This is a genomic window from Streptomyces sp. NPDC049687, assembly GCF_044465285.1.
Lineage (GTDB): Bacteria > Actinomycetota > Actinomycetes > Streptomycetales > Streptomycetaceae > Streptomyces.
The window spans coordinates 26,887-45,661 of sequence record NZ_JBITLN010000010.1; the positions used below are offsets into that span (position 1 = coordinate 26,887).

The following is an 18,775-nucleotide window of genomic DNA, read 5'->3' on the forward strand; positions in this document are numbered from 1 at the left end:
CATGTCAGGTACTTGGCGCACATCACCCCTCGTCGCACATGCAAGAGATCCGGTATCAATGGGTCCGCATGCCTTTTCGGAAATGCGAGCTTACGGGGGGCTCCATGTTCTGCTGCCGTGCGTCCAGAAACGTTTCACGATTAGATTTCCGGCCACCGCTCCCAGCAGAACGGTGGTGAGGCAGTGTCGCAGCGCGACATCGAGGTGAAACTCCTGCGCACCCTGCTGGCCGTGGTCAACGAGGACGGTTTCTCCCGGGCCGCGCAGTCGCTGCACGTGACCCAGCCGACGGTGAGTCAGCAGATCCAGCGGCTGGAATCCATCATTCAGGCGCCGTTGTTCCAGCGCACCAAACGGCCGTTACGGCTGACACCGGCCGGCCGGGAACTGGTGGCCCACGCGCGCCGGGTGATCCTCCTCAACAACGAAGTGCTGAACAAACTGTCGGCGATTTCCAGTCAGGAGTCGTTCGGCATGGGCTGTTCGATCCATTTCGCCGAGGGACTGCGCACCATGCTCATGCAACTGGCCGCGGAACGGCCCGGGTTGCGGTGCGCCATGGTCACCGGCGTCAGCGCCGCACTCGCCGACCGGGTCACGGAAGGGGAGTTGGAGGCGGCCCTGCTGCTCGGGACGGAGACGCCCCGGTGCGAGTTGCTGGGGCGGCTGCGCCTCGGCTGGTTCGGGCACGCGCCGCTCACGGCCGGGGAGCGGGGTGTGCCGATCGCGCTGACCGGTGAGCGCTCGGCGCTGTCCATCCGGATCGTCGAGGCGCTCGCCGAACAGGGTGTCCTGTGGCGCTCCGTCCCGTGGAGTTCCGACCCGCTGGCGGTCCGGGCGTCCGTGCAGGCGGGGCTCGCCTACACCGCGCTCAGCGAGAGCGCCCACCACAGCCATCCCGCGCTGCGCCCGGCCCCGCCCGGGGTCCTGGGCCCGGCACCCGCACCCCTGCCGGTCTATCTGGCCTTCTCCCCCACCGTCCGCCCCTCCGTCGTCGACGCCGCCCGCGCGGCGGCCCGCGCGACACTGGCGGACGTTCCCCTGTCGCCGCCGTAGCCGGCCGGGCCTCCGACGGTGGCGCCGGGCGGCCGGTACGGGGGAGGGACCGGTCGCGGCGGGGCCGCCGTCGGAGGCGGTTCGAGGGCCTGCCGGGCACATGCCCGGCGATGGGCGGGGATCAGTAGGAACTGCGGGCGGCGCCGCGGGCGGCCAGTTTCGGGCCGTAGGGGGCGGAGTCCAGCCAGGCGCCGGCGCGGCGGCCCGCCGTGGCGACGGCTGCCGCGGCGCGCTGGCGCAGCCAGAGGGAGGGGCGGTGGGCCAGCATGTGCTCCAGGGCCGCGCTGGCGCAGGCGCGGTTGTAGGTGGCCGCTTCCTTGCGTTCCTCGGCGAACCGGGCGACGGCCCGGGTGGCACCCGCGCCGCCGGTCTCCAGGGCCTCCACCGCCGCCTCCACCGCCCGGACCGCGTCCGGCACGCTGGAGTTCATGCCACGGGCCCCGAACGGCGCGAACAGGTGGGACGCCTCACCGGTCAGCAGCACCCGGTGGTGGGTGTCGGTGAAGCGTGCCGCGACCTGTTGGGCGAAACGGTACGTCGACACCCAGCGCACCCGTTCGCCGTACGCCTCGGGCAGGATCCGCGGGATCCAGCGGCGCAGGCCCTCCGGGGAGACGTACCGCTCGGGGTCGTCGTGGACGAGGAGGTTGAGGTCGACCCGCCAGCCGCCGGCGAAGGGCACGGTCAGCACGTTGCGGCCGCCCACCCGGGGGTGCCGGTAGTGGAAGACCCGCTCGATCGGCATGGGGTTGTGGTCGGGGTCGTCGTCCAGGTCGACGACGACGAAGGTGTTCTGGGAGCGCGGGCCCTCCAGCGGGCTGCCGATGGCGGTGCGCAGCACCGAGCGGGCGCCGTCGGCCGCGATCACGTAGTCGGCGAGCCACTCGCCGCCGGACGCGTCGGTCAGCCGTACCCCGTCGGGGGTGGACTCGGCGGACGTCACCTCCACCCCCCAGTGGAACTCCACCCCGTGCTTGCGGCAGGCGGTGGCCATCAGGTCCTCGGTGATCACCTGCGGGAGGCTGGTGAAGGGCGGCAGACCGTCGCGGGCCGAGGGCGGGTACGTACGGGTGTAGACCTCCTGGCCCGCCCAGTACGACCGTTTCGTCGCCCACATCAGGCCGCGGCCCGCTATCTCGTGGCCGAGCCCGGGGCTGAGCCGCTCCAGTTCGCGCAGGGAGGCGCCGTGGAGGTAGGCGGCGCGGCTGCCGGGGCGCACCGAGGACTCCGTACGGCGTTCGAGGACCACGGCGGGCAGGCCCGCGGCGCGCAGGGCCAGGGCGGCGCTGAGGCCGGCCGGGCCGGCGCCCGCGATCAGGACCGGATGACGCGTCGGGGAACTCATACCGCCTCCTTGGCGAGGTGGAGCGTGTCGGCGGTGAAGGCGACGATGCGGCCGTCCAGGCCGCCGGTGAGGGTGGCGAACCAGACCGCGGTGCGGATAGCGGCGGGGTCGCGGCGCAGCACCACCTCGTCGGCGGCGGAGCTCAGCTCCAGGTAGTCGCCGGTGTGCCGGACGGCCATGCCGGCGGCCTCGGCGGTGTGCACGACGGGTTCGAACTCCGGTACGTCCAGCACGTACAGCGCGAGCGTCACAGTTCCGCCACCTCCGCTGATTTACGGACCAGTTCGGCCTTGCGCTGCCACAGCGCCTCGACGGTGGGCCGCGGGGACTCGGCGACGTCGGCGAGCGCGCGGACGGTCAGTTCGGCGTCCCGGGAGTCGATGCCGGACATCTCGCGCAGCGGGCGGGTGATCTCCAGCTGGATGCCGTTGGGGTCGTCGAAGTAGATGGACTCGATCAGTTCGTGCGGCAGCGGCGGGGTGACCCGCACCCCGTGGGCCTTCAGCCGGTCGCGCCAGGCGAGGAGCTCCTCCTCGGTGTCGACGTGGAAGGCGAGGTGCCGGGAGCGGTGCATGAGGTCGCTGGGGGCGTCCTCCTGCGGCAGGCCGAAGTAGTAGAAGAACGCGATGCGGTTGCCCGCGCCCATGTCGAAGAAGAAGTGCACGAAGTCGGGGTAGTCCTCGGTGACCCAGCCGGTCGCGGTGATCGCGTGCACCAGCGGCATGCCGAGGGTCTGGGTGTAGAACTCCACGGTCGCCCGGGGTTTCCAGGTGACGAAGGCGAGATGGTCGACCCCGTCGACGCGCAGGCCCGGCCGGCCGGGGTGGGGACGGTCGGACGGTGATGCGGTTGCCAATGCTCCTCCAGTGGTCGGGACAGCCGGCAGGGCGCTGCGCGTCACGGGGACGGGGTCGTCGGGAGACGGAAGGGGCGAACCGGTGTCAGTTCGCGGTACGACCCCGCAGTCCCGTTCCCGCGATGAGCGCCCCGAGCAGCAGGGACGCGCCGCCGACGACCAGCGCCCAGCGGGTGCCGTCGGCGGTGGTCGAGGACAGGTTGAGGATCACGCCGAGGACGGCGACGCCGAGGGAGGCGCCGACCTGGCGGGCGGAGTTGAGCGTGCCGGCGCCGATGCCGGCGAACTCGGTGGGGATGGAACTGGCCATGCCGGCGACGAGCGCGGGCAGGGCGAAGGAGACGCCGAAGCCGAAGGCCAGCAGGCCGACGATCGTGGCGGTCAGGTCGAGGGCGGAGTCCCCGGTGAAGGGGGCCTGGAGCAGGGCGCCGACGCCCATCAGCAGGAACCCGGTGGTCGCGGGGCGGCGCGGGCCGATCCGGCCGACCAGGCGGCCGGTGTAGATGGGGTTGAAGGCGGTGGGCAGGGTCAGCGGCAGGAAGGCGAGACCGGCGTTGAAGGAGGAGTAGCCGCGGCTCTCCTGGAAGAACAGCGCCAGCACGAACAGCAGACCGGACAGGCCGAAGTTGGCGAGCAGGCCGGCGCCCAGCGCGGCGGAGAAGCCCCGGCTGCGGAACATCCGCAGTGGCAGCATCGCCGCGTCGCCGGCCCGTACCTCGGCGGTGATGAACACCGCGGCCGCGACCGCCGTGAGCGCGAAGGCGCCGAGCACCGGGCCGGTCGCCCAGCCCTTGTCCGGGCCCTCGATCAGCGCGTACACGAACGCGGCCAGCGCGACCACGGCGCTGAGCTGTCCGGTGACGTCGAGGCCGCTGCGCTGCTTGAGCGCGGTCTCCGGGGCCAGGCGCAGGGTGATGAAGAAACTCACCAGCGCCAGCGGCACGTTGACCAGGAAGATCGCCCGCCAGCCGACGCTGTCGGTGAGCGCGCCGCCGACCAGCGGGCCCGCGGCGAGCGCGGCGCCGGTGATGGCCGCCCAGTTGCCGACGGCACGGGCGCGGTCGGCGGGGTCGGTGTAGGCGTTGGTGATCACGGCGAGGGAGGCCGGCAGCAGCAGCGCGCCGGCGACACCGAGCGCGAGGCGCAGCCCGACCAGGGCGCCCAGGGTGGTCGCGGCGGCCGAGACGCCCGAGAGCACGCCGAAGGCGGCGAGGCCCCAGAGGAAGACCCGACGGCCGCCGTAGCGGTCGGACAGCCAGCCCGCGGTGAGCAGCAGAGCGGCGAAGGTGATGGTGTAGCCGTTGGTGACCCACTGCAGACCGCTGAGCCCGACGTGCAGGTCACTGGAGATGGCGGGCAGCGCCACCGAGACGATCGTCATGTCCAGCAGGACCATGAAGTAGCCGAGCGAGAGCCCGATCAGCAAGGTCCGGGAGGGCTTGTCGGTTCGTGCCGGTGCGACGGAAGCCCGTTGCGGTTCCGCCTGCGTCGACATGATTTCTCCTTTGTTTCAGTTTGTTGCAGCTTCGATAATTCGCCCCCGGACGGGGGATGTTGGGGGGCGGCACAAACCATTCAAGCCGACGGGAAAGGCGAATTGCCGCTCCTGACGCCGGGAATGCCCTATGGGTAACATCGGCTGAGCCGATCGGTCGTCGAGTCGGTCAGCAAGGGGGACCCGGGATCGTGGAGTTACGGCATCTTCGGACGTTCGAGACGGTCGCCAGGACGCTCAGCGTCACCCAGGCGGCCAGGGAACTGCACTACGCGCAGTCCAGTGTCAGCGACCAGATCCAGGCGCTGGAGCGCGACCTGGGCGTGGAGCTGCTGGACCGTTCCCAGCGCAGAGTACGGCTGACCCCTCAGGGGGTGGCGCTGTCGGAGTACACCGAGCGCATCCTCAAGCTGCTGGAGGAGGCGCGCTGGGCGGTCGCCCGGCCCGGCTCGGAGGTGGCGGTGGGCGCGCTGGAGACGGTCTGCCTGCATCTGCTGCCCGGTGTCCTCTCCCGCTACCGCTCCCTGTATCCCGAGGCGCGGGTGCGGGTGGCCCAGGACAACCGGGGCGAGCTGTACAAGGCGGTGCGCCGGGGCGACCTGGACGTCTGTCTGACCTTCGGCGACCCGCCGGCGGACGCGGGGCTGCGGGCCGAGACGCTCGCCGAGGAGCCGCTGGTGGTCATCGCCCCGCCGGACCACCCGCTGGCCGCCCGGGGCCGGGCCGGCCTCGCGGAGCTGGCCGCGGAGCCCTTCCTGGCCACCGAACGGGGCTGTGGTTTCCGGGAGATGTACGACGGTGTCTTCGCGGGTTCGGCCGCGAAGGAGCCGGTCGCGGAGGTGTCGAGCATCGGCACGCTCGGGGCGTGCGTGGCGGCCGGCATGGGGTGCGCGCTGCTGCCCCGGCTCGCGGTGCGCGCCCAGGCCGACCGGGGTGAGGTGGCCGTGGTCCGGGTCGACGACGCGGATCTGCGCACCGCGGTCACGATGACCTGGCTGGACCGCAACTCGGCCAACCCGAACCTCATGGGCCTCCAGACGGTGCTGCGCAAGCAGCTGGGGGGCTGAGGGGGCGAGGACCGGCCAACCGGACGCGGGGCGGGCGATCGCCCTCGGGGTGGCTGCCGCCGGGGCTGTTGCCGTCGCGCCGGCCGCCCTCCGGCCACCCCGCGTCGGGCATCTCATCGGCCCGGCTCCGCCCTGCCGGGAACCGGTACCGGCTCGGGTGCGGGTGCGGCCCGGTGAGCGGGTGCGGGGAGAGGCGGCAGGGGGATCGCCTTGAGGCGGGCTCGGGCGATCTTGCCGGTGACCGTGGTCGGGAGACTGTCCACGAGGACGAGTTGTTCGGGGAGTTTGTAGGTGGCCAGGCCCTTGCGGGCGAGGTGGGTGGTCACCTCGTCCAGGGTCAGCCGCGCGCCCTCGCGCAGTGCGACCAGCAGGCACGAGCGCTGGCCGAGGCGGGAATCGGGCCGGCCGACGACGGCGTGCTGTGCCAACTCCGGCAGGTCGTTGAGGAGTTCCTCGACCTCCAGGGCGCTGAACTTCAGCCCGCCCCGGTTGATCAGCTCGTCGGCGCGGCCCCGGTAGGTCACCGCCCCGTCCGCCCCCAGAGCGGCCAGGTCGCCGGAGCGCAGCCAGCCGTCGGGGGTGAGGGCGGCCCGGGTCTGCTCCGGGGCCCGGTAGTAGGCGCTGAACATGTACGGGCTGCGGTACTGCAGTTCGCCGGTCTCCCCGGGCGCGGCCGGCTCACCGGCCGGGCCCACCACCCTGACCTGAGCGCCCGAGGCGGGCCGGCCGATGGTGAACGCGGCCTCGGGCGGGTCGGCGGGCCGGGTGTAGGTGCCGGCGCCGACCTCGGTCATCCCCCACTGCACGACGAGCCGTGCGCCGAGCGACTTCCGTACGCCGTCGGCGAGTTCGCGGGGCACGGGGGCGCCACCGGTGCGCACCTCGCGCAGGGCGAGGGACGGCAGCGTGTCCGGGGGGAGGGCGAGCAGGTCGCGCAGCTGGGCGGGGACCGCGAACGCGGCGGTGGCCGAGGCGGCGGCCAGGGTCCGGGCGAACCGCACCGGCTCCCAGCCGTCGAACAGCCCGACCGCTCCCCCGGTCACCAGGGCCAGATGCACCGACAGCAGCCCGAAGGCGTGGCTGAGGGGGCTCGCGGAGACGATGGTGTCGCCGGCGCCGAGTCCGCCGTCCGCCGCGACGGCCGCCGCGTTGCCGAGCAGTCCGCCATGGCTGTGGACACAGAGTTTCGGCCGCTGGGAGGTCGTACCGGAGGAGGCGAGCAGCACCAGCGGGGTGGACGGGTTCCGGGGGCGGGGCGGAAGCGGGACCGGCGGGCCCGCCTCCTCGGCCGACGGCCCGGTCACCCCGTTCTCCTCGGACACCAGCTCGGTCACCTCGGGGAGCCCGGCGGTTCCCCTACGGCCCTCCCCCGTGGTCCTCACCCAGACGTGCCGCAGTGACGGGCACTGCTCGCGCAGGGTGAGGATCTCGCCGATGCGGTCGTGCCCGCGATGGAAGGCGCGGGCCACCAGGCCGGTCGCGCCGGACTGGTCGATCAGGGCCCGGGCCTCGTGGGTGCCGTAGGCGGAGTGCAGGGGCAGCAGCAGGACGCCGAGCCGGGCGGTGGCCGCGTGCAGGACCACCAGGTCCCAGGAGTTCGGCAGTTGGGCCGCGAGGACGTCGCCGGCCGTGAAGCCGTGACGGTGCAGGGCGACGGCGGTCCGTTCGGCCTGGCGCAGGCAGTCGAGCCAGGTCCGCCATCGGCCGCCGTCCCATACGGCGGGCTCCGTACGGCGGGCGGCGGCGCGTTCCAGTGCGTCGGGGAACGTGCGCGGCGCCGCCGGGGATTCCATGGGTGGTGCGGGAGCGTTCACGAGGAAACCTCCGGGTGCGGCAGAGCGAAACGGGTTCACTGCCTTGCGACACGGATTCTGTGCGGCACCGGATTGGATCGTCCAGCGAAGACCGATAAGGAATTCCGATACGGATCTCCGGGTCGGCCGCAATAAAAATTCCCTATGCAAGCGGTTCCTGGCGGGCGCGGACGGGTCGTCGAAGGCGCGTCGCACCCGCCGTTCGGTACCGCCGATGGGGGTCATCGGCGGTACCGAATCCCGGTCGGTCGCCGCAGCGGCTCCGGCAGCGGAACGAACCGCTTTCCCGAGTGGTAAGAAATCTCAATAGAGAAATCACGGTCTCCACTTCAGCGAGATGTCCGAACGGTTACCGACCGAGCCGATCGGTAGCCCCGATGAAGGTCATCGATAAGGCCGAACTGCCACGTTTCCGCAGTTCAGAAAGGTGCCAAGAGCCGAGAACGCGGTTTCCCGAGCAGCGGGGCCCCGAATCGCACCTGATCACCCTTGCCCGGCGAGCGGAACGCGTCACAGAATTCCGTCGGCCCTGATGCAGGAGGTATCAATGGCCTTAGTCCATCCCTCTGGCAAAACCCGGGAAAATCCGCTGCCGGCCGACTTCACGGACGGGGGCGGCGCATTCTCCGGAACGGATCTGCGCCGACTGGACGCCACGATCCGTGATGCCCGCTCCGCCTCCACGGCGACGGCGTCCGCGCTTCTCGCACCGGTCGTCCCGCACGGCGACGCGGTGTCCCTGACGGACCTGAACTGCGTGTTCGACCACTGCGCCGTCCTGCTGTTCCCCACCACGCTGAAGGCGGGACTGCGTCATCTGGAGCGGGCCGGCCTGGCGCCGCTGCCGCCGGTGCCGAGCACGGTGGTGCGGAACCGGCTGAGCGCGCGTCACGGCCTGGACCCGGAGCTGTGCCGGATCCACATCACCCGGCTGCGCCTGGACCTGCCGGACGGCCGTCGGCACCCGGCGGTGGAGGTCTTCCTCTTCCCGCACGACAGCCGCGCCTTCGACGAGCGGCCCGGGGAGCACCTCGGACAGCGGGTCGAGGAGTCGGAGATCGAGAACGGTTTCGAGAACCACACCGCGTTCGTCGTCGGCCGCCCGTCCGCACCGCTGCTGGGCGAGCTCGTCACCGCCTGGCGCACCGAGGCGGGGCTGCTGTGGGAGGGCGGCGGTCACAACCCGCACGAGGGCGGACCGCACGGATCGACCGTCCTCTACTTCGTCCGCGACCACGAACGGCCCGCCGAGCGACGCCGGTTCGAGCTGCACTGCGCCGGCGACCTGCGCGACGTCACCGCCGCGCTCCCCCGCCAGGACGACGCCGTCCGCCGCGCCTACGAGGCGTGGCCGCGCATCCGCCGTACCGCCGCCTGAGACCGAACGCCCCTACGACCACCGGGAGAAACCCCGTGCTGCGGAACGAGACGCTCAGGAACATCCCGCTCACCCCCGACCTCCACGACTATCTGCTCACCGAGGGCAGGATGACCCCCGACCCGCTCCTGGTCGAGCTGGAGGAGCGGACCCGCGCGGCCGTCCCCGACCAGGCGCACATGGTGGTCGCGCCCGAGGAGGGCGCCCTGCTGACCTTCCTGGTGCGGCTGCTCGGCGCCCGCCGCGTCGTCGAGGTGGGCACCTTTACCGGTTCCTCCTCGCTGTGCCTGGCCCGCGGCCTTCCGCCCGGCGGCTCCCTCGTCACCTGCGACCTCTCGCCCGAATGGACCTCGCTGGCGCACGAGTTCTGGGCCCGCGGCGGGGTCGGCGACCGAATAGAGCTGCGGCTCGGCCCGGCCGCCGAGACGTTGCGCGCCCTGCCCGCCGAACCACATCTGGACCTCGCGTTCATCGACGCGGACAAGCCCGGCTACATCACCTACTGGGAGGAGCTCGTGCCGCGGATGAAGCCCGGGGCGCTGCTGCTCGTCGACAACACGCTCTTCAGCGGCGAGGTGATCGAGGAGTTCCCCGGCGAGAAGGCGGCCGCGATCCGGGCGTTCAACGAGCACGCCCGCAAGGACGACCGGGTCCAGCTGGTGATGCTGCCGGTCGCGGACGGACTGACGATGGCGCGGCGGCTGCCGGCCGGAGAGTCGCCGTTCTGATGGCGGGCACGACATCCTCGTACGGATATCCGCTGCACGCCCTCGCCGCGGAGTCCCCGCTCGACGATCTCGACGAGGACTTTCCCACCGGGCTGGGCACGGCCGAGCAGCAGCCGCACTGGGACGATCCGGTCCGGGTCGCGGCGGCGCGCGCCGAACTGGCGCGGCTGCCGGGCCTGGTGGGCTGGGAGGAGGTCCGGCTGCTGCGGACCCTCCTCGCGGAGGCCGCGACCGGCCACTATCTGGTGATCCAGGCGGGCGACTGCGCCGAGGACCCGGCCGAGTGCGAGCCCTCGGCCGTGGTGCGCAAGGCCGGGCTGCTGGACGCGCTGGCCGGGGTGATGGTCGCGGGCACGGGGAAGCCGGTGCTGCGCGTCGGCCGGATCGCGGGCCAGTTCGCCAAGCCGCGCAGCGCCCCCACCGAGACGACCGGCGGCGTCGAACTGCCGGTCTACCGCGGCCACTTGGTCAACGCCCCCGAGCCGACCGCCGAGGCCCGCCGCCCCGATCCGCGCCGGATGCTGGACTGCTACTACGCCGCCCACCGCGCCGTGACCTATCTGCGGCACCGCACCAGCGACTGGGCGCTGCCGACGGAGGCGCCGGTGTGGACCAGCCACGAGGCGCTCGTCTTCGACTACGAGCTGCCGCTGCTGCGGCGGACCCCGTCCGGCGACATCCTGCTGGCCTCCACGCATCTGCCCTGGATCGGCGAGCGCACCCGGCAGTCCGACGGCCCGCACGTCAGGATGCTGGCGCAGGTAACCAACCCGGTGGCGTGCAAGGTGGGCCCGGCGACCCGGCCGGCGGAGCTGCTGGCCCTGTGCGCCCGGCTGGACCCCGGCCGTGAGCCGGGGCGGCTCACGCTGATCGCGCGGATGGGCGCGGGGGCGGTCCGCGAGGCGCTGCCGCCGCTGGTGGCCGCCGTGCGCGAGGCCGGCCATCCGGTGGCGTGGCTGTGCGACCCGATGCACGGCAACACCGTCAAGTCGCCGTCGGGTGTGAAGGTCCGCTCGGTGCGCACGGTGGTCGAGGAGGTGCGCGCCTTTCTGGAGGCGGTGACCTCCGGGGGCGGCACGCCCGCCGGACTGCATCTGGAGACCACGCCGTACGACGTCGCCGAGTGCGTCTGGGCGGACCCGGCGGAACTCGACGCCGGCGCCGGCGGCCGGGGCTCGGCCGCGGCGTCCCACTGCGATCCCCGCCTCAACCCGGCGCAGGCGCTGGAGGTGGCCCGCGCCTGGGCGAACCCGTGACCCCTCGAGCCCCCACCCCGTCACGTCCGCATATCGAGCCCGTATCACAAGGAAAGGGAACGACACCATGTCCGAGACCGTGATCCGTACCGACGACGGCACCTTCGCGATGATCAACGTCTTCGAGGTCGAGCCGGAGAAGCAGACCGAGCTGGCCGAGGTGCTCAGCGAGGGCGCCGAGAAGTTCATCCGGCACCGGCCGGGGTGCATCTCGGTGAACATCATGACCAGCCTGGACGGCAAGCGCCTGGTCTACTACGCGCAGTGGGAGAGCAAGCGCGACATCAAGGCCACCATGGCCGACCCGGACGTCCAGGTGTACCGCGACCGCGCGGCCGCGCTGGCCAAGCCAGACCCGCACGCGTACACGGTGTTCGCCGTCCACCACCCGGAGGCCTGACGGCACCCGGAAGCCCTTCCGCACGCGCCCGAGCCGTACGGCACCGCACCGCCCGCTCCCGGGGGTGCGGTGCCGCCCCCTCCCGCCGGTAAGGAGACGTCCCCGCCATGTCCCGCCGTCTGTTCACCTCGGAGTCCGTGACCGAGGGCCATCCCGACAAGATCGCCGACCAGATCAGCGACACCGTCCTCGACGCGCTGCTGCGCGAGGACCCGACGTCCCGGGTCGCCGTCGAGACCCTGATCACGACCGGCCTGGTGCATGTGGCCGGCGAGGTCACCACGCGGGCGTACGCGCCGATACCCCAGCTCGTCCGCGAGAAGATCCTCGAGATCGGCTACGACTCCTCGAAGAAGGGCTTCGACGGCGCCTCCTGCGGAGTCTCGGTGTCGATCGGCGCGCAGTCCCCGGACATCGCGCAGGGCGTCGACACCGGCGGCGCCGGCGACCAGGGCCTGATGTTCGGTTACGCCACCGACGAGACCCCCGAGCTGATGCCGCTGCCGATCCAGCTCGCCCACCGCCTCTCCCAGCGTCTGACGGCCGTCCGCAGGGACGGGGCGGTGCCCTATCTGCGACCCGACGGCAAGACCCAGGTCACCATCGAGTACGACGGTGAGCGCGCCGCCCGTCTGGACACCGTCGTGGTCTCCTCCCAGCACGCCTCCGACATCGACCTGGACACGCTCCTGACCCCGGACATCCGGGAGTTCGTGGTCGAGCCGGAGCTGAAGGCGCTGCTGGAGGCCGGCATCAAGCTCGACACGGACGGCTACCGTCTGCTGGTCAACCCCACCGGGCGGTTCGAGGTCGGCGGCCCGATGGGCGACGCCGGCCTCACCGGACGCAAGATCATCATCGACACGTACGGCGGCATGGCCCGCCACGGCGGCGGCGCGTTCTCCGGCAAGGACCCCTCCAAGGTGGACCGCAGTGCCGCGTACGCGATGCGCTGGGTGGCGAAGAACGTCGTCGCCGCCGGGCTCGCGGCCCGCTGCGAGGTGCAGGTGGCGTACGCGATCGGCAGGGCCGAGCCGGTCGGGCTGTTCGTGGAGACCTTCGGCACGGAGACCGTGGCCGTGGACCGCATCCAGAAGGCGATCACCGACGTCTTCGATCTGCGCCCGGCGGCGATCATCCGCGACCTGGACCTGCTGCGCCCGATCTACGCCCGGACCGCCGCCTACGGTCACTTCGGCCGGGAGCTTCCCGAGTTCACCTGGGAGCGCACCGACCGGGTGGCGGCTCTGCGGGCGATGGCGGGGGCCTGAGATGCGCGTCGCGGTCACCGGTTCCATCGCCACCGACCATCTGATGACGTTCCCCGCCCGGATCACGGACCAGCTGCTGGCGGACCGTCTCGACCGGGTCTCCCTGTCGTTCCTGGTGGACAGCCTGGAGATCCGGGAGGGCGGGGTCGCCGCGAACATCGCGTACGGCCTGGCCCTGCTCGGCCACCGGCCACTGCTGGTGGGGGCGGTGGGCGCCGACTTCGAGGCGTACGGGGCGCGGCTGGCGGCCCTCGGGGTGGACACGGCCGCCGTACGGGTCTCGGCCACCCGCCACACGGCCCGTTTCCTGTGCACGACCGACCCGGACGGCAACCAGATCGCCTCGTTCTATCCGGGCGCGATGACGGAGGCGTCCGCGATCGATCTCGCGGAGGTCCTGCGGGCGGGTGTGGACACCGTGCTCGTCGGGGCGGACGATCCGGCGGCGATGCTCCGGCACACGCGCGCGTGCCGGGCCGCCGGGGTCCGTTTCCTCGCCGATCCCTCCCAGCAGTTGGCCCGCCTCGACGGCGCGGCGATCCGTGAACTCGTCGAGGGCGCCGACCACTTGTTCACCAACGAGTACGAGCACGGGCTGCTCCTGGAGAAGAGCGGCTGGTCCCGGGCCGAGGTGCTGGGCCGGGTCGGGACCTGGGTGACCACCCTCGGCGAGAAGGGCAGCCGTGTCGAGCGGGCGGGCGAACCGGTGCTGGAGGTGCCCGCGGCCCCGGCGGCCGCCGTGGCCGACCCGACCGGCGTCGGCGACGCCTACCGCGCGGGCTACCTCTCCGGCCTGGCGGCGGGCCTGGACCCGGTGCGGTGCGCCCGGACGGGCTCGGTCCTGGCGTCCCGGGCCCTGGCTGCGGTGGGCACCCAGTCCTACGCCGTCACCCCGGACGCCCTGCCCGCCCTGCTCGCGTCGGCCTACGCGGGTTAGGGCGTGTTGTGAAAGAAGCGTCGTCCGCCCGGAGGGCGGGCCCGGCGGTGCCTGGTGCGTGCGATCGCAAGGCGGAGGGTCGCCCCGATACTGGAGGTATCGGGGCGACCCCGACAACGCAGCGAGCGTGCTTGCCAGGCGCCGCCGGGCGGACGGGACTTTCACAACCCGCCCTAGACCTGGGTCAGGGTGACGTCCTGCCGCTGTACCGCGTGGAAGCGGGGCAGGGGCAGGCCGCCGCGGGGTTCGAGCTCCAGCAGCGTGGACTCCACGTGGACGGGGCCGGCCTTCAGGGCGTCCTGGGGCGCCTTGCCGGTGTTCTGCCAGGTGTGCACGGCGCCGTCGCACAGGGCACGGGAGCCGCCGACGCCGTACCGCGTGGTGCTCGGGTCCTGCCGGACGGAGGAGCTGACGAAGACCGGCCCCGTGCTGCCGACGCAGCGGTAGGTGCCGGTCAGGGTGACGGTGCCGTCGGCGGTGATCCGGGCGGCCGGGGCGACGGTGACGGTCTCGGACGGGCCGGCGGTGGCGGCCTGGCCCGGTACCGCGAGCAGGAACAGGGCGGCGCCGGCGGCCGCGGTCAGCAGAGGGCGAAGCGACATGGAGTCCTCCTGTGGTGAGGGATTCCACTGGTACCGGGCGGACGCGTCCAGGTCCGTGATCGTCACTCCTTCGGTGGCGAGTCCGCTCCGGTCGTCGGCGAACGGTCCTGGAGTTGTCCTGGTGCTGTCACGCTTCCGGTAACCCCCTGGCGATGCCCCGCCGACGGGCGCATGGTCGTTGCATGCGAGGCCGACCGGACGGCCGGCCCCCACCGACGTGGAGGTGCGCCATGTGTTCCCACTCCTTCGCCGCCGCTCCTGCCGACGCTACCGCGATGCACGTCGTCGCCGCCCACCCCGAGCAGGGCTGGAGCCTGCTGTGCGACGGCACGATCGTCTTCGACGACTCCGGCGAGCTCCTCCCCGACGGCCGTGTCGTGGCCCCGCACCGGGTGCCCGCCGGCCACCTGGCCGTCGCCGCGTGACACCCGCTCACCCGTCCAGCACCGCGAACCCGTCCAACTCGACGAGGGCCTCCTCGTCCCACAGCCGTACGACGCCGACCACCGCCATCGCCGGATAGTCCCGGCCGGCCGACTCGCGCCAGAGCCGGCCGAGTTCGGGGGCGCAGGACCGATAGGCGGCGACGTCCGTGACGTAGACCGTGACGCGCGCCAGGTCCGCCGGCCCGCCGCCCGCCGCCCCCAGCGCGGCCAGCAGGTTGGCGAGCGCCCGCGCGAACTGCTCGGGCAGGGTGGCCCCCACGACCTTCCCGTCGGCGTCGAGCGCGGTCTGACCCGCGAGGAACACCAGCCGGGTGCCGGTGGCGACGACGGCGTGGGAGAAGCCGGTGGGCGGGGAGAGGCGGGGCGGGTTGACGCGTTCCGTCGTCATCGGGTGGCCTCCAGGCCGGCGTACAACTCGCGGGCGATGATGCCTCGTTGGACCTCGCTGGCGCCCTCGTAGATGCGCGGTGCGCGCACCTCGCGGTAGAGGTGTTCGAGGAGGTGGCCGCGGTGCAGGGCGCGGGCGCCGTGCAGTTGGACGGCCGTGTCGACGACGTACTGCGCGGTCTCGGTGGCCAGCAGCTTGGCCATGGCGGCGCGCTGCGGGACGTCGGGGGCGCCGGTGTCGTACGCCGTGGCCGCCGCGTGGACCATCAGGCGGGCGGCCTCCGTGCGCAGGGCCATCTCGGCGACGGTGTGGGCGACCGTCTGGAGGTCCCTCAGCTTGCCGCCGAAGGCGTCCCTTCGGGAGGTCCAGGCGAGGGTCGCGTCGAGGGCCGCCTGGGCCATGCCGACCGCGAAGGCGCCGACGCTGGGGCGGAAGAGGTTCAGGGTGGTCATGGCGACCCGGAAGCCGCGGTCGGGCTCGCCCAGTACATCGGCCGTCGTGACCGGGACGGCGTGGAAGTCGAGGGTGCCGATGGGGTGCGGGGAGAGCATGTCGAGGGGGGTGCCGGTGAGGCCGGGGCGGTCGGCGGGGACGAGGAAGGCGGTGACGCCGCGGGCTCCGGCGTCCTGGGTCGTACGGGCGAAGACGGTGTAGAAGTCGGCTTCGGGGGCGTTGGAGATCCAGCTCTTGCCGCCGGTCAGACGCCAGGCGTCCGGCCCGTCGGGCTCGGCGGCGAGGGACAGCGCCGCCGCGTCCGAGCCCGCCCCCGGTTCGGACAGCGCGAACGCGGCGACCGCGCTGCCGTCGGCCACCCGCGGCAGCCAGCGCTCCCGCTGGGCGGGGGTGCCATGGGCATGGACCGGATGGGCGCCCAGGCCCTGGAGGGCGAGCGCGGTCTCCGCCTCCGTGCAGCCCTGCGCGAGGGACTCGCGCATCAGGCAGAGGTCGAGGGCGCCCGAGGTGAACAGGCGGGAGAGCAGCCCCAGTCGGCCGAGCTCGGCGAGGAGGGGCCGGTTGACGCGACCCGGTTCGCCCTTCTCGGCGAGCGGGCGCAGCCGGTCCCCGGCGAGGGCGCGCAGCTCGGCGCACCAGGCCGTCTGTGCCGGTTCGAGCGAGAATGCGGGCATCGCCAGGTCCCCTCTGCCGTCTGTGGCCGGCGGCCTCCCCGACGGTATCGCGTATCGTTGACTGTCGTCACCAAGGCGATACGCTCGTTGCGCGAGCCCACCCGACGCGCCTTCCAGGCAAGGGGGCGAACGCCCATGAACGTCTCGGCCCATGTCGACACCTTCGCGCGCGACCACCTCCCGCCACCGGACCAGTGGCCCGACCTCCGTTTCGACCTGCCGGAACTCGGCTACCCCGACCGGGTGAACTGCGCCGCCGAGCTGCTCGACCACGCCGGCTCCCCCGGCCGGCCGGTGTTCCACACCCCCTCGGGACCGGCCTGGACGTACGGGGAGCTGCGCGCCCGCGTCGACCGGATCGCGCATCTGCTCACCGGGGACCTCGGGGTGGTCCCCGGCAACCGCGTCCTGCTGCGCGGCCCGACCACGCCCTGGCTCGCGGCCTGCTGGCTGGCGGTGCTCAAGGCGGGCGCGATCGCGGTCACCGTGCTGGCTCAGCAGCGGCCGCAGGAGCTGCGCACGATGTGCGAGATCGCCCGGGTGGGGCACGCCCTGTGCGACGTCCGTGCCGTCGACGACCTCGCCAAGGCCGAGATACCCGGGCTGCGGATCACCACGTACGGCGGTGACTCCCCCGACGACCTGCTGAACCGTCCGGCGTCGAGCGCCCCGTACCCGGCCGTGGACACGGCGGCCGACGACGTGGCGCTGATCGCGTTCACCTCCGGCACCACGGGCCGGCCGAAGGGCTGTCTGCACTTCCACCGGGATGTGCTGGCGATCGCCGACACCTTCTCGCGGCACGTGCTGAAGCCGCTGCCGGACGACGTCTTCGCCGGCAGTCCCCCGCTCGGCTTCACCTTCGGCCTGGGCGGTCTGGTCGTCTTCCCGCTGCGGGCCGGGGCGAGCGCCCTGCTGCTCGAACAGGCCGGCCCCCGGCAGTTGCTGCCCGCTGTCGCCGCACACCGGGTGAGCGTGCTGTTCACGGCGCCCACCGCCTACCGCGCGATGCTCGACGACCTCGCCGCGCACGACGTGACGTCCCTGCGCCGCTGTGTCTCGGCCGGCGAGAACCTGCCCGCGGCGACCTGGCGGGCCTGGCACGAGCGCACCGGGCTGCGCCTGATCAACGGCATCGGCGCCACCGAGCTGCTGCACATCTTCATCTCCGCCGCCGACGAGCACATCCGCCCCGGCACCACCGGCGTCCCGGTCCCCGGCTGGCACGCGCGCGTGCAGGACGCGCTCGGCGCACCCGTGCCCGACGGCGAGCCCGGGCTGCTCGCGGTGCGCGGCCCGGTCGGCTGCCGCTACCTCGCCGACCCGCGCCAACAGCAGTACGTGCGCGACGGGTGGAACGTCACCGGCGACACCTACGTCCGCGAGCCCGACGGCTACTTCCGGTATGTGGCCCGCGCCGACGACATGATCATCTCCGCCGGGTACAACATCGCGGGGCCCGAGGTCGAGGAGGCGCTGCTGCGCCACCCGGACGTGGTCGAGGCGGCGGTCGTGGGACGGCCCGACGAGGACCGGGGGCACGTCGTCGTGGCGTTCGCCGTCCTGCGGGAGGGTGCCCGGCGGGACGCCGACGCCCTGCGCGCCTTCCTCAGGGAGGAACTGGCGCCGTACAAGTGTCCGCGCGAGATCGTCTTCCTGGAGGCGCTGCCGCGTACCGCGACCGGCAAACTCCAGCGCTTCAGACTGCGCGCCGAACGCGACCTAAGATGATCAACGTGTCCGACCAGCCCGCACCTCGGTCTCTCATCGTCACGCTCTACGGCGCGTACGGCCGCTTCGCGCCGGGCCCGGTGCCCGTCGCCGAGCTGATCCGGCTGCTCGCCGCGGTCGGCGTCGACGCCCCCTCCGTACGGTCCTCGGTGTCCCGGCTGAAGCGGCGCGGACTGCTGCTGCCGGCCCGTACCGCGCAGGGCGCGGCCGGTTATGAACTGTCCGACGAGGCGCGTCAGTTGCTCGAAGACGGCGACCAGCGCATCTACGCCCCCGCCCCGCCGCGGGACGAGGGCTGGGTGCTGGCCGTCTTCTCGGTGCCGGAGTCGGAGCGGCAGAAGCGGCACGTCCTGCGCTCCCGGCTGGCCGGACTGGGCTTCGGCACGGCGGCTCCGGGCGTGTGGATCGCCCCGGCGCGGCTCCACGAGGAGACCCGGCACACCCTCGAGCGGCTCGGGCTCGACACGTACGTCGACTTCTTCCGCGGCGAGCACCTCGGCTTCGCCCCGACCGTCGAGGCCGTGGCCCGCTGGTGGGACCTGGCCGCCATCGCCAAGGAGCACGAGGCGTTCCTGGACCGCCACGCGGGCGTGTTGCGGGCCTGGCAGCAGCGGCCGGACACGCCGCCCGAGGAGGCCTACCGCGACTATCTCCTCGCCCTGGACTCCTGGCGCCATCTGCCCTACGTCGACCCCGGCCTGCCCGCCCGGCTGCTCCCCGAGAACTGGCCGGGGGCGCGCTCGGCGGCCGTCTTCCACGGGCTGCACGAGCGGCTGCGGGACGCGGGCGCGGAGTTCGCGGGGGTGTGACCCCTCGAACACCAGGCGCCACTCAGCCAAACCTCAGGTTCCTCAACAGGTCGTCTCAGACTCCTTGCC

Annotated in this window: 19 protein-coding genes; 11 read left to right on the forward strand and 8 right to left on the reverse strand. The window is 72.9% G+C overall.

Annotation, left to right across the window (positions count from 1 at the left end):
• The first annotated feature begins 183 nt into the window (after positions 1 to 183).
• Positions 184 to 1,056: a LysR family transcriptional regulator gene (locus ACIBVL_RS28595; RefSeq protein ID WP_399101313.1), complete on the forward strand. Its 873-nt coding sequence runs from the start codon at positions 184 to 186 to the stop codon at positions 1,054 to 1,056.
• 121 nt (positions 1,057 to 1,177) lie between these two features.
• Here the strand turns inward: ACIBVL_RS28595 and ACIBVL_RS28600 are convergent, their stop codons facing one another.
• The 4 genes from ACIBVL_RS28600 to ACIBVL_RS28615 form a co-directional block, all read right to left on the reverse strand.
• A complete protein-coding gene (locus ACIBVL_RS28600; protein ID WP_399101315.1) occupies positions 1,178 to 2,401 on the reverse strand; it encodes an FAD-dependent monooxygenase in 1,224 nt (407 codons plus the stop codon).
• Positions 2,398 to 2,652 (reverse strand): hypothetical protein, encoded by a 255-nt coding sequence (locus ACIBVL_RS28605; protein WP_399101317.1) that lies wholly within the window; start codon positions 2,650 to 2,652, stop codon positions 2,398 to 2,400. The genes ACIBVL_RS28600 and ACIBVL_RS28605 overlap by 4 nt, the downstream gene beginning before the upstream one ends.
• Positions 2,649 to 3,257: a VOC family protein gene (locus tag ACIBVL_RS28610; RefSeq protein ID WP_399101319.1), complete on the reverse strand. Its 609-nt coding sequence runs from the start codon at positions 3,255 to 3,257 to the stop codon at positions 2,649 to 2,651. Before ACIBVL_RS28610 ends, ACIBVL_RS28605 begins: the two co-directional genes overlap by 4 nt.
• Positions 3,258 to 3,342: 85 nt before the next feature.
• Positions 3,343 to 4,752, reverse strand: coding sequence for an MFS transporter (locus ACIBVL_RS28615; protein WP_399101321.1), 1,410 nt, complete (start codon positions 4,750 to 4,752; stop codon positions 3,343 to 3,345).
• Positions 4,753 to 4,943: 191 nt separating this feature from the next.
• Between ACIBVL_RS28615 and ACIBVL_RS28620 the strand changes: the two genes are divergently transcribed.
• Positions 4,944 to 5,819 carry a LysR family transcriptional regulator gene (locus tag ACIBVL_RS28620; protein ID WP_399101323.1) on the forward strand — a complete coding sequence of 292 codons (876 nt, stop codon included), beginning with the start codon at positions 4,944 to 4,946 and terminating at the stop codon, positions 5,817 to 5,819.
• Positions 5,820 to 5,932: 113 nt separating this feature from the next.
• Here ACIBVL_RS28620 and ACIBVL_RS28625 read toward each other — a convergent pair whose 3' ends face one another.
• Positions 5,933 to 7,633 (reverse strand): class I adenylate-forming enzyme family protein, encoded by a 1,701-nt coding sequence (locus ACIBVL_RS28625; protein WP_399101325.1) that lies wholly within the window; start codon positions 7,631 to 7,633, stop codon positions 5,933 to 5,935.
• Positions 7,634 to 8,180: 547 nt separating this feature from the next.
• Between ACIBVL_RS28625 and ACIBVL_RS28630 the strand changes: the two genes are divergently transcribed.
• From ACIBVL_RS28630 to ACIBVL_RS28655, 6 genes are all read left to right on the forward strand, one after another.
• Positions 8,181 to 9,011: a hypothetical protein gene (locus ACIBVL_RS28630; protein WP_399101327.1), complete on the forward strand. Its 831-nt coding sequence runs from the start codon at positions 8,181 to 8,183 to the stop codon at positions 9,009 to 9,011.
• Between the two features lie 35 nt (positions 9,012 to 9,046).
• Positions 9,047 to 9,739, forward strand: coding sequence for an O-methyltransferase (locus ACIBVL_RS28635; RefSeq protein ID WP_399101329.1), 693 nt, complete (start codon positions 9,047 to 9,049; stop codon positions 9,737 to 9,739).
• The gene (locus ACIBVL_RS28640) at positions 9,739 to 10,995 is read left to right on the forward strand and encodes a 3-deoxy-7-phosphoheptulonate synthase (protein WP_399101331.1); all 1,257 of its coding nucleotides are present in this window, start codon (positions 9,739 to 9,741) and stop codon (positions 10,993 to 10,995) included. Before ACIBVL_RS28635 ends, ACIBVL_RS28640 begins: the two co-directional genes overlap by 1 nt.
• 67 nt (positions 10,996 to 11,062) lie before the next feature.
• Positions 11,063 to 11,395 (forward strand): antibiotic biosynthesis monooxygenase family protein, encoded by a 333-nt coding sequence (locus ACIBVL_RS28645; protein WP_399101333.1) that lies wholly within the window; start codon positions 11,063 to 11,065, stop codon positions 11,393 to 11,395.
• A 107-nt stretch (positions 11,396 to 11,502) separates the two neighbouring features.
• Complete coding sequence (gene metK, locus ACIBVL_RS28650) at positions 11,503 to 12,666, forward strand: methionine adenosyltransferase (protein ID WP_399101335.1); 1,164 nt, start codon at positions 11,503 to 11,505, stop codon at positions 12,664 to 12,666.
• A 1-nt stretch (position 12,667) separates the two neighbouring features.
• Entirely contained in the window at positions 12,668 to 13,603 is a 936-nt protein-coding gene (locus ACIBVL_RS28655; protein WP_399101337.1) for a carbohydrate kinase family protein, read from the forward strand.
• A 173-nt stretch (positions 13,604 to 13,776) separates the two neighbouring features.
• Here the strand turns inward: ACIBVL_RS28655 and ACIBVL_RS28660 are convergent, their stop codons facing one another.
• Positions 13,777 to 14,205, reverse strand: coding sequence for a DUF6299 family protein (locus ACIBVL_RS28660; RefSeq protein ID WP_399101339.1), 429 nt, complete (start codon positions 14,203 to 14,205; stop codon positions 13,777 to 13,779).
• 230 nt (positions 14,206 to 14,435) lie between these two features.
• Here ACIBVL_RS28660 and ACIBVL_RS28665 point away from each other — a divergent pair, with 230 nt between their 5' ends.
• Positions 14,436 to 14,630, forward strand: coding sequence for a DUF5999 family protein (locus ACIBVL_RS28665; RefSeq protein ID WP_399101341.1), 195 nt, complete (start codon positions 14,436 to 14,438; stop codon positions 14,628 to 14,630).
• 7 nt (positions 14,631 to 14,637) lie between these two features.
• Here the strand turns inward: ACIBVL_RS28665 and ACIBVL_RS28670 are convergent, their stop codons facing one another.
• A complete protein-coding gene (locus tag ACIBVL_RS28670; protein ID WP_399101343.1) occupies positions 14,638 to 15,039 on the reverse strand; it encodes a RidA family protein in 402 nt (133 codons plus the stop codon).
• Positions 15,036 to 16,166: an acyl-CoA dehydrogenase family protein gene (locus tag ACIBVL_RS28675; protein ID WP_399101345.1), complete on the reverse strand. Its 1,131-nt coding sequence runs from the start codon at positions 16,164 to 16,166 to the stop codon at positions 15,036 to 15,038. The genes ACIBVL_RS28670 and ACIBVL_RS28675 overlap by 4 nt, the downstream gene beginning before the upstream one ends.
• Positions 16,167 to 16,301: 135 nt before the next feature.
• On the opposite strand from ACIBVL_RS28675, the gene ACIBVL_RS28680 reads away from it, so the two are divergent.
• Together ACIBVL_RS28680 and ACIBVL_RS28685 are read left to right on the forward strand one after the other, a co-directional pair.
• Positions 16,302 to 17,897: an AMP-binding protein gene (locus ACIBVL_RS28680; RefSeq protein WP_399101347.1), complete on the forward strand. Its 1,596-nt coding sequence runs from the start codon at positions 16,302 to 16,304 to the stop codon at positions 17,895 to 17,897.
• The gene (locus ACIBVL_RS28685) at positions 17,894 to 18,706 is read left to right on the forward strand and encodes a PaaX family transcriptional regulator C-terminal domain-containing protein (protein WP_399101349.1); all 813 of its coding nucleotides are present in this window, start codon (positions 17,894 to 17,896) and stop codon (positions 18,704 to 18,706) included. Before ACIBVL_RS28680 ends, ACIBVL_RS28685 begins: the two co-directional genes overlap by 4 nt.
• Positions 18,707 to 18,775 lie beyond the last annotated feature (69 nt).

Bases quoted from the DNA above. Each gene is read 5' to 3' on its own strand.
- ACIBVL_RS28600 (WP_399101315.1), bottom strand. From the start codon at position 2,401: ATGAGTTCCCCGACGCGTCATCCGGTCCTGATCGCGGGCGCCGGCCCG.
- ACIBVL_RS28615 (WP_399101321.1), bottom strand. From the start codon at position 4,752: ATGTCGACGCAGGCGGAACCGCAACGGGCTTCCGTCGCACCGGCACGA.
- ACIBVL_RS28630 (WP_399101327.1), top strand. From the start codon at position 8,181: ATGGCCTTAGTCCATCCCTCTGGCAAAACCCGGGAAAATCCGCTGCCG.
- ACIBVL_RS28640 (WP_399101331.1), top strand. From the start codon at position 9,739: ATGGCGGGCACGACATCCTCGTACGGATATCCGCTGCACGCCCTCGCC.
- ACIBVL_RS28645 (WP_399101333.1), top strand. From the start codon at position 11,063: ATGTCCGAGACCGTGATCCGTACCGACGACGGCACCTTCGCGATGATC.
- metK (WP_399101335.1), top strand. From the start codon at position 11,503: ATGTCCCGCCGTCTGTTCACCTCGGAGTCCGTGACCGAGGGCCATCCC.
- ACIBVL_RS28655 (WP_399101337.1), top strand. From the start codon at position 12,668: ATGCGCGTCGCGGTCACCGGTTCCATCGCCACCGACCATCTGATGACG.
- ACIBVL_RS28660 (WP_399101339.1), bottom strand. From the start codon at position 14,205: ATGTCGCTTCGCCCTCTGCTGACCGCGGCCGCCGGCGCCGCCCTGTTC.
- ACIBVL_RS28665 (WP_399101341.1), top strand. From the start codon at position 14,436: ATGTGTTCCCACTCCTTCGCCGCCGCTCCTGCCGACGCTACCGCGATG.
- ACIBVL_RS28670 (WP_399101343.1), bottom strand. From the start codon at position 15,039: ATGACGACGGAACGCGTCAACCCGCCCCGCCTCTCCCCGCCCACCGGC.
- ACIBVL_RS28675 (WP_399101345.1), bottom strand. From the start codon at position 16,166: ATGCCCGCATTCTCGCTCGAACCGGCACAGACGGCCTGGTGCGCCGAG.
- ACIBVL_RS28680 (WP_399101347.1), top strand. From the start codon at position 16,302: ATGAACGTCTCGGCCCATGTCGACACCTTCGCGCGCGACCACCTCCCG.
- ACIBVL_RS28685 (WP_399101349.1), top strand. From the start codon at position 17,894: ATGATCAACGTGTCCGACCAGCCCGCACCTCGGTCTCTCATCGTCACG.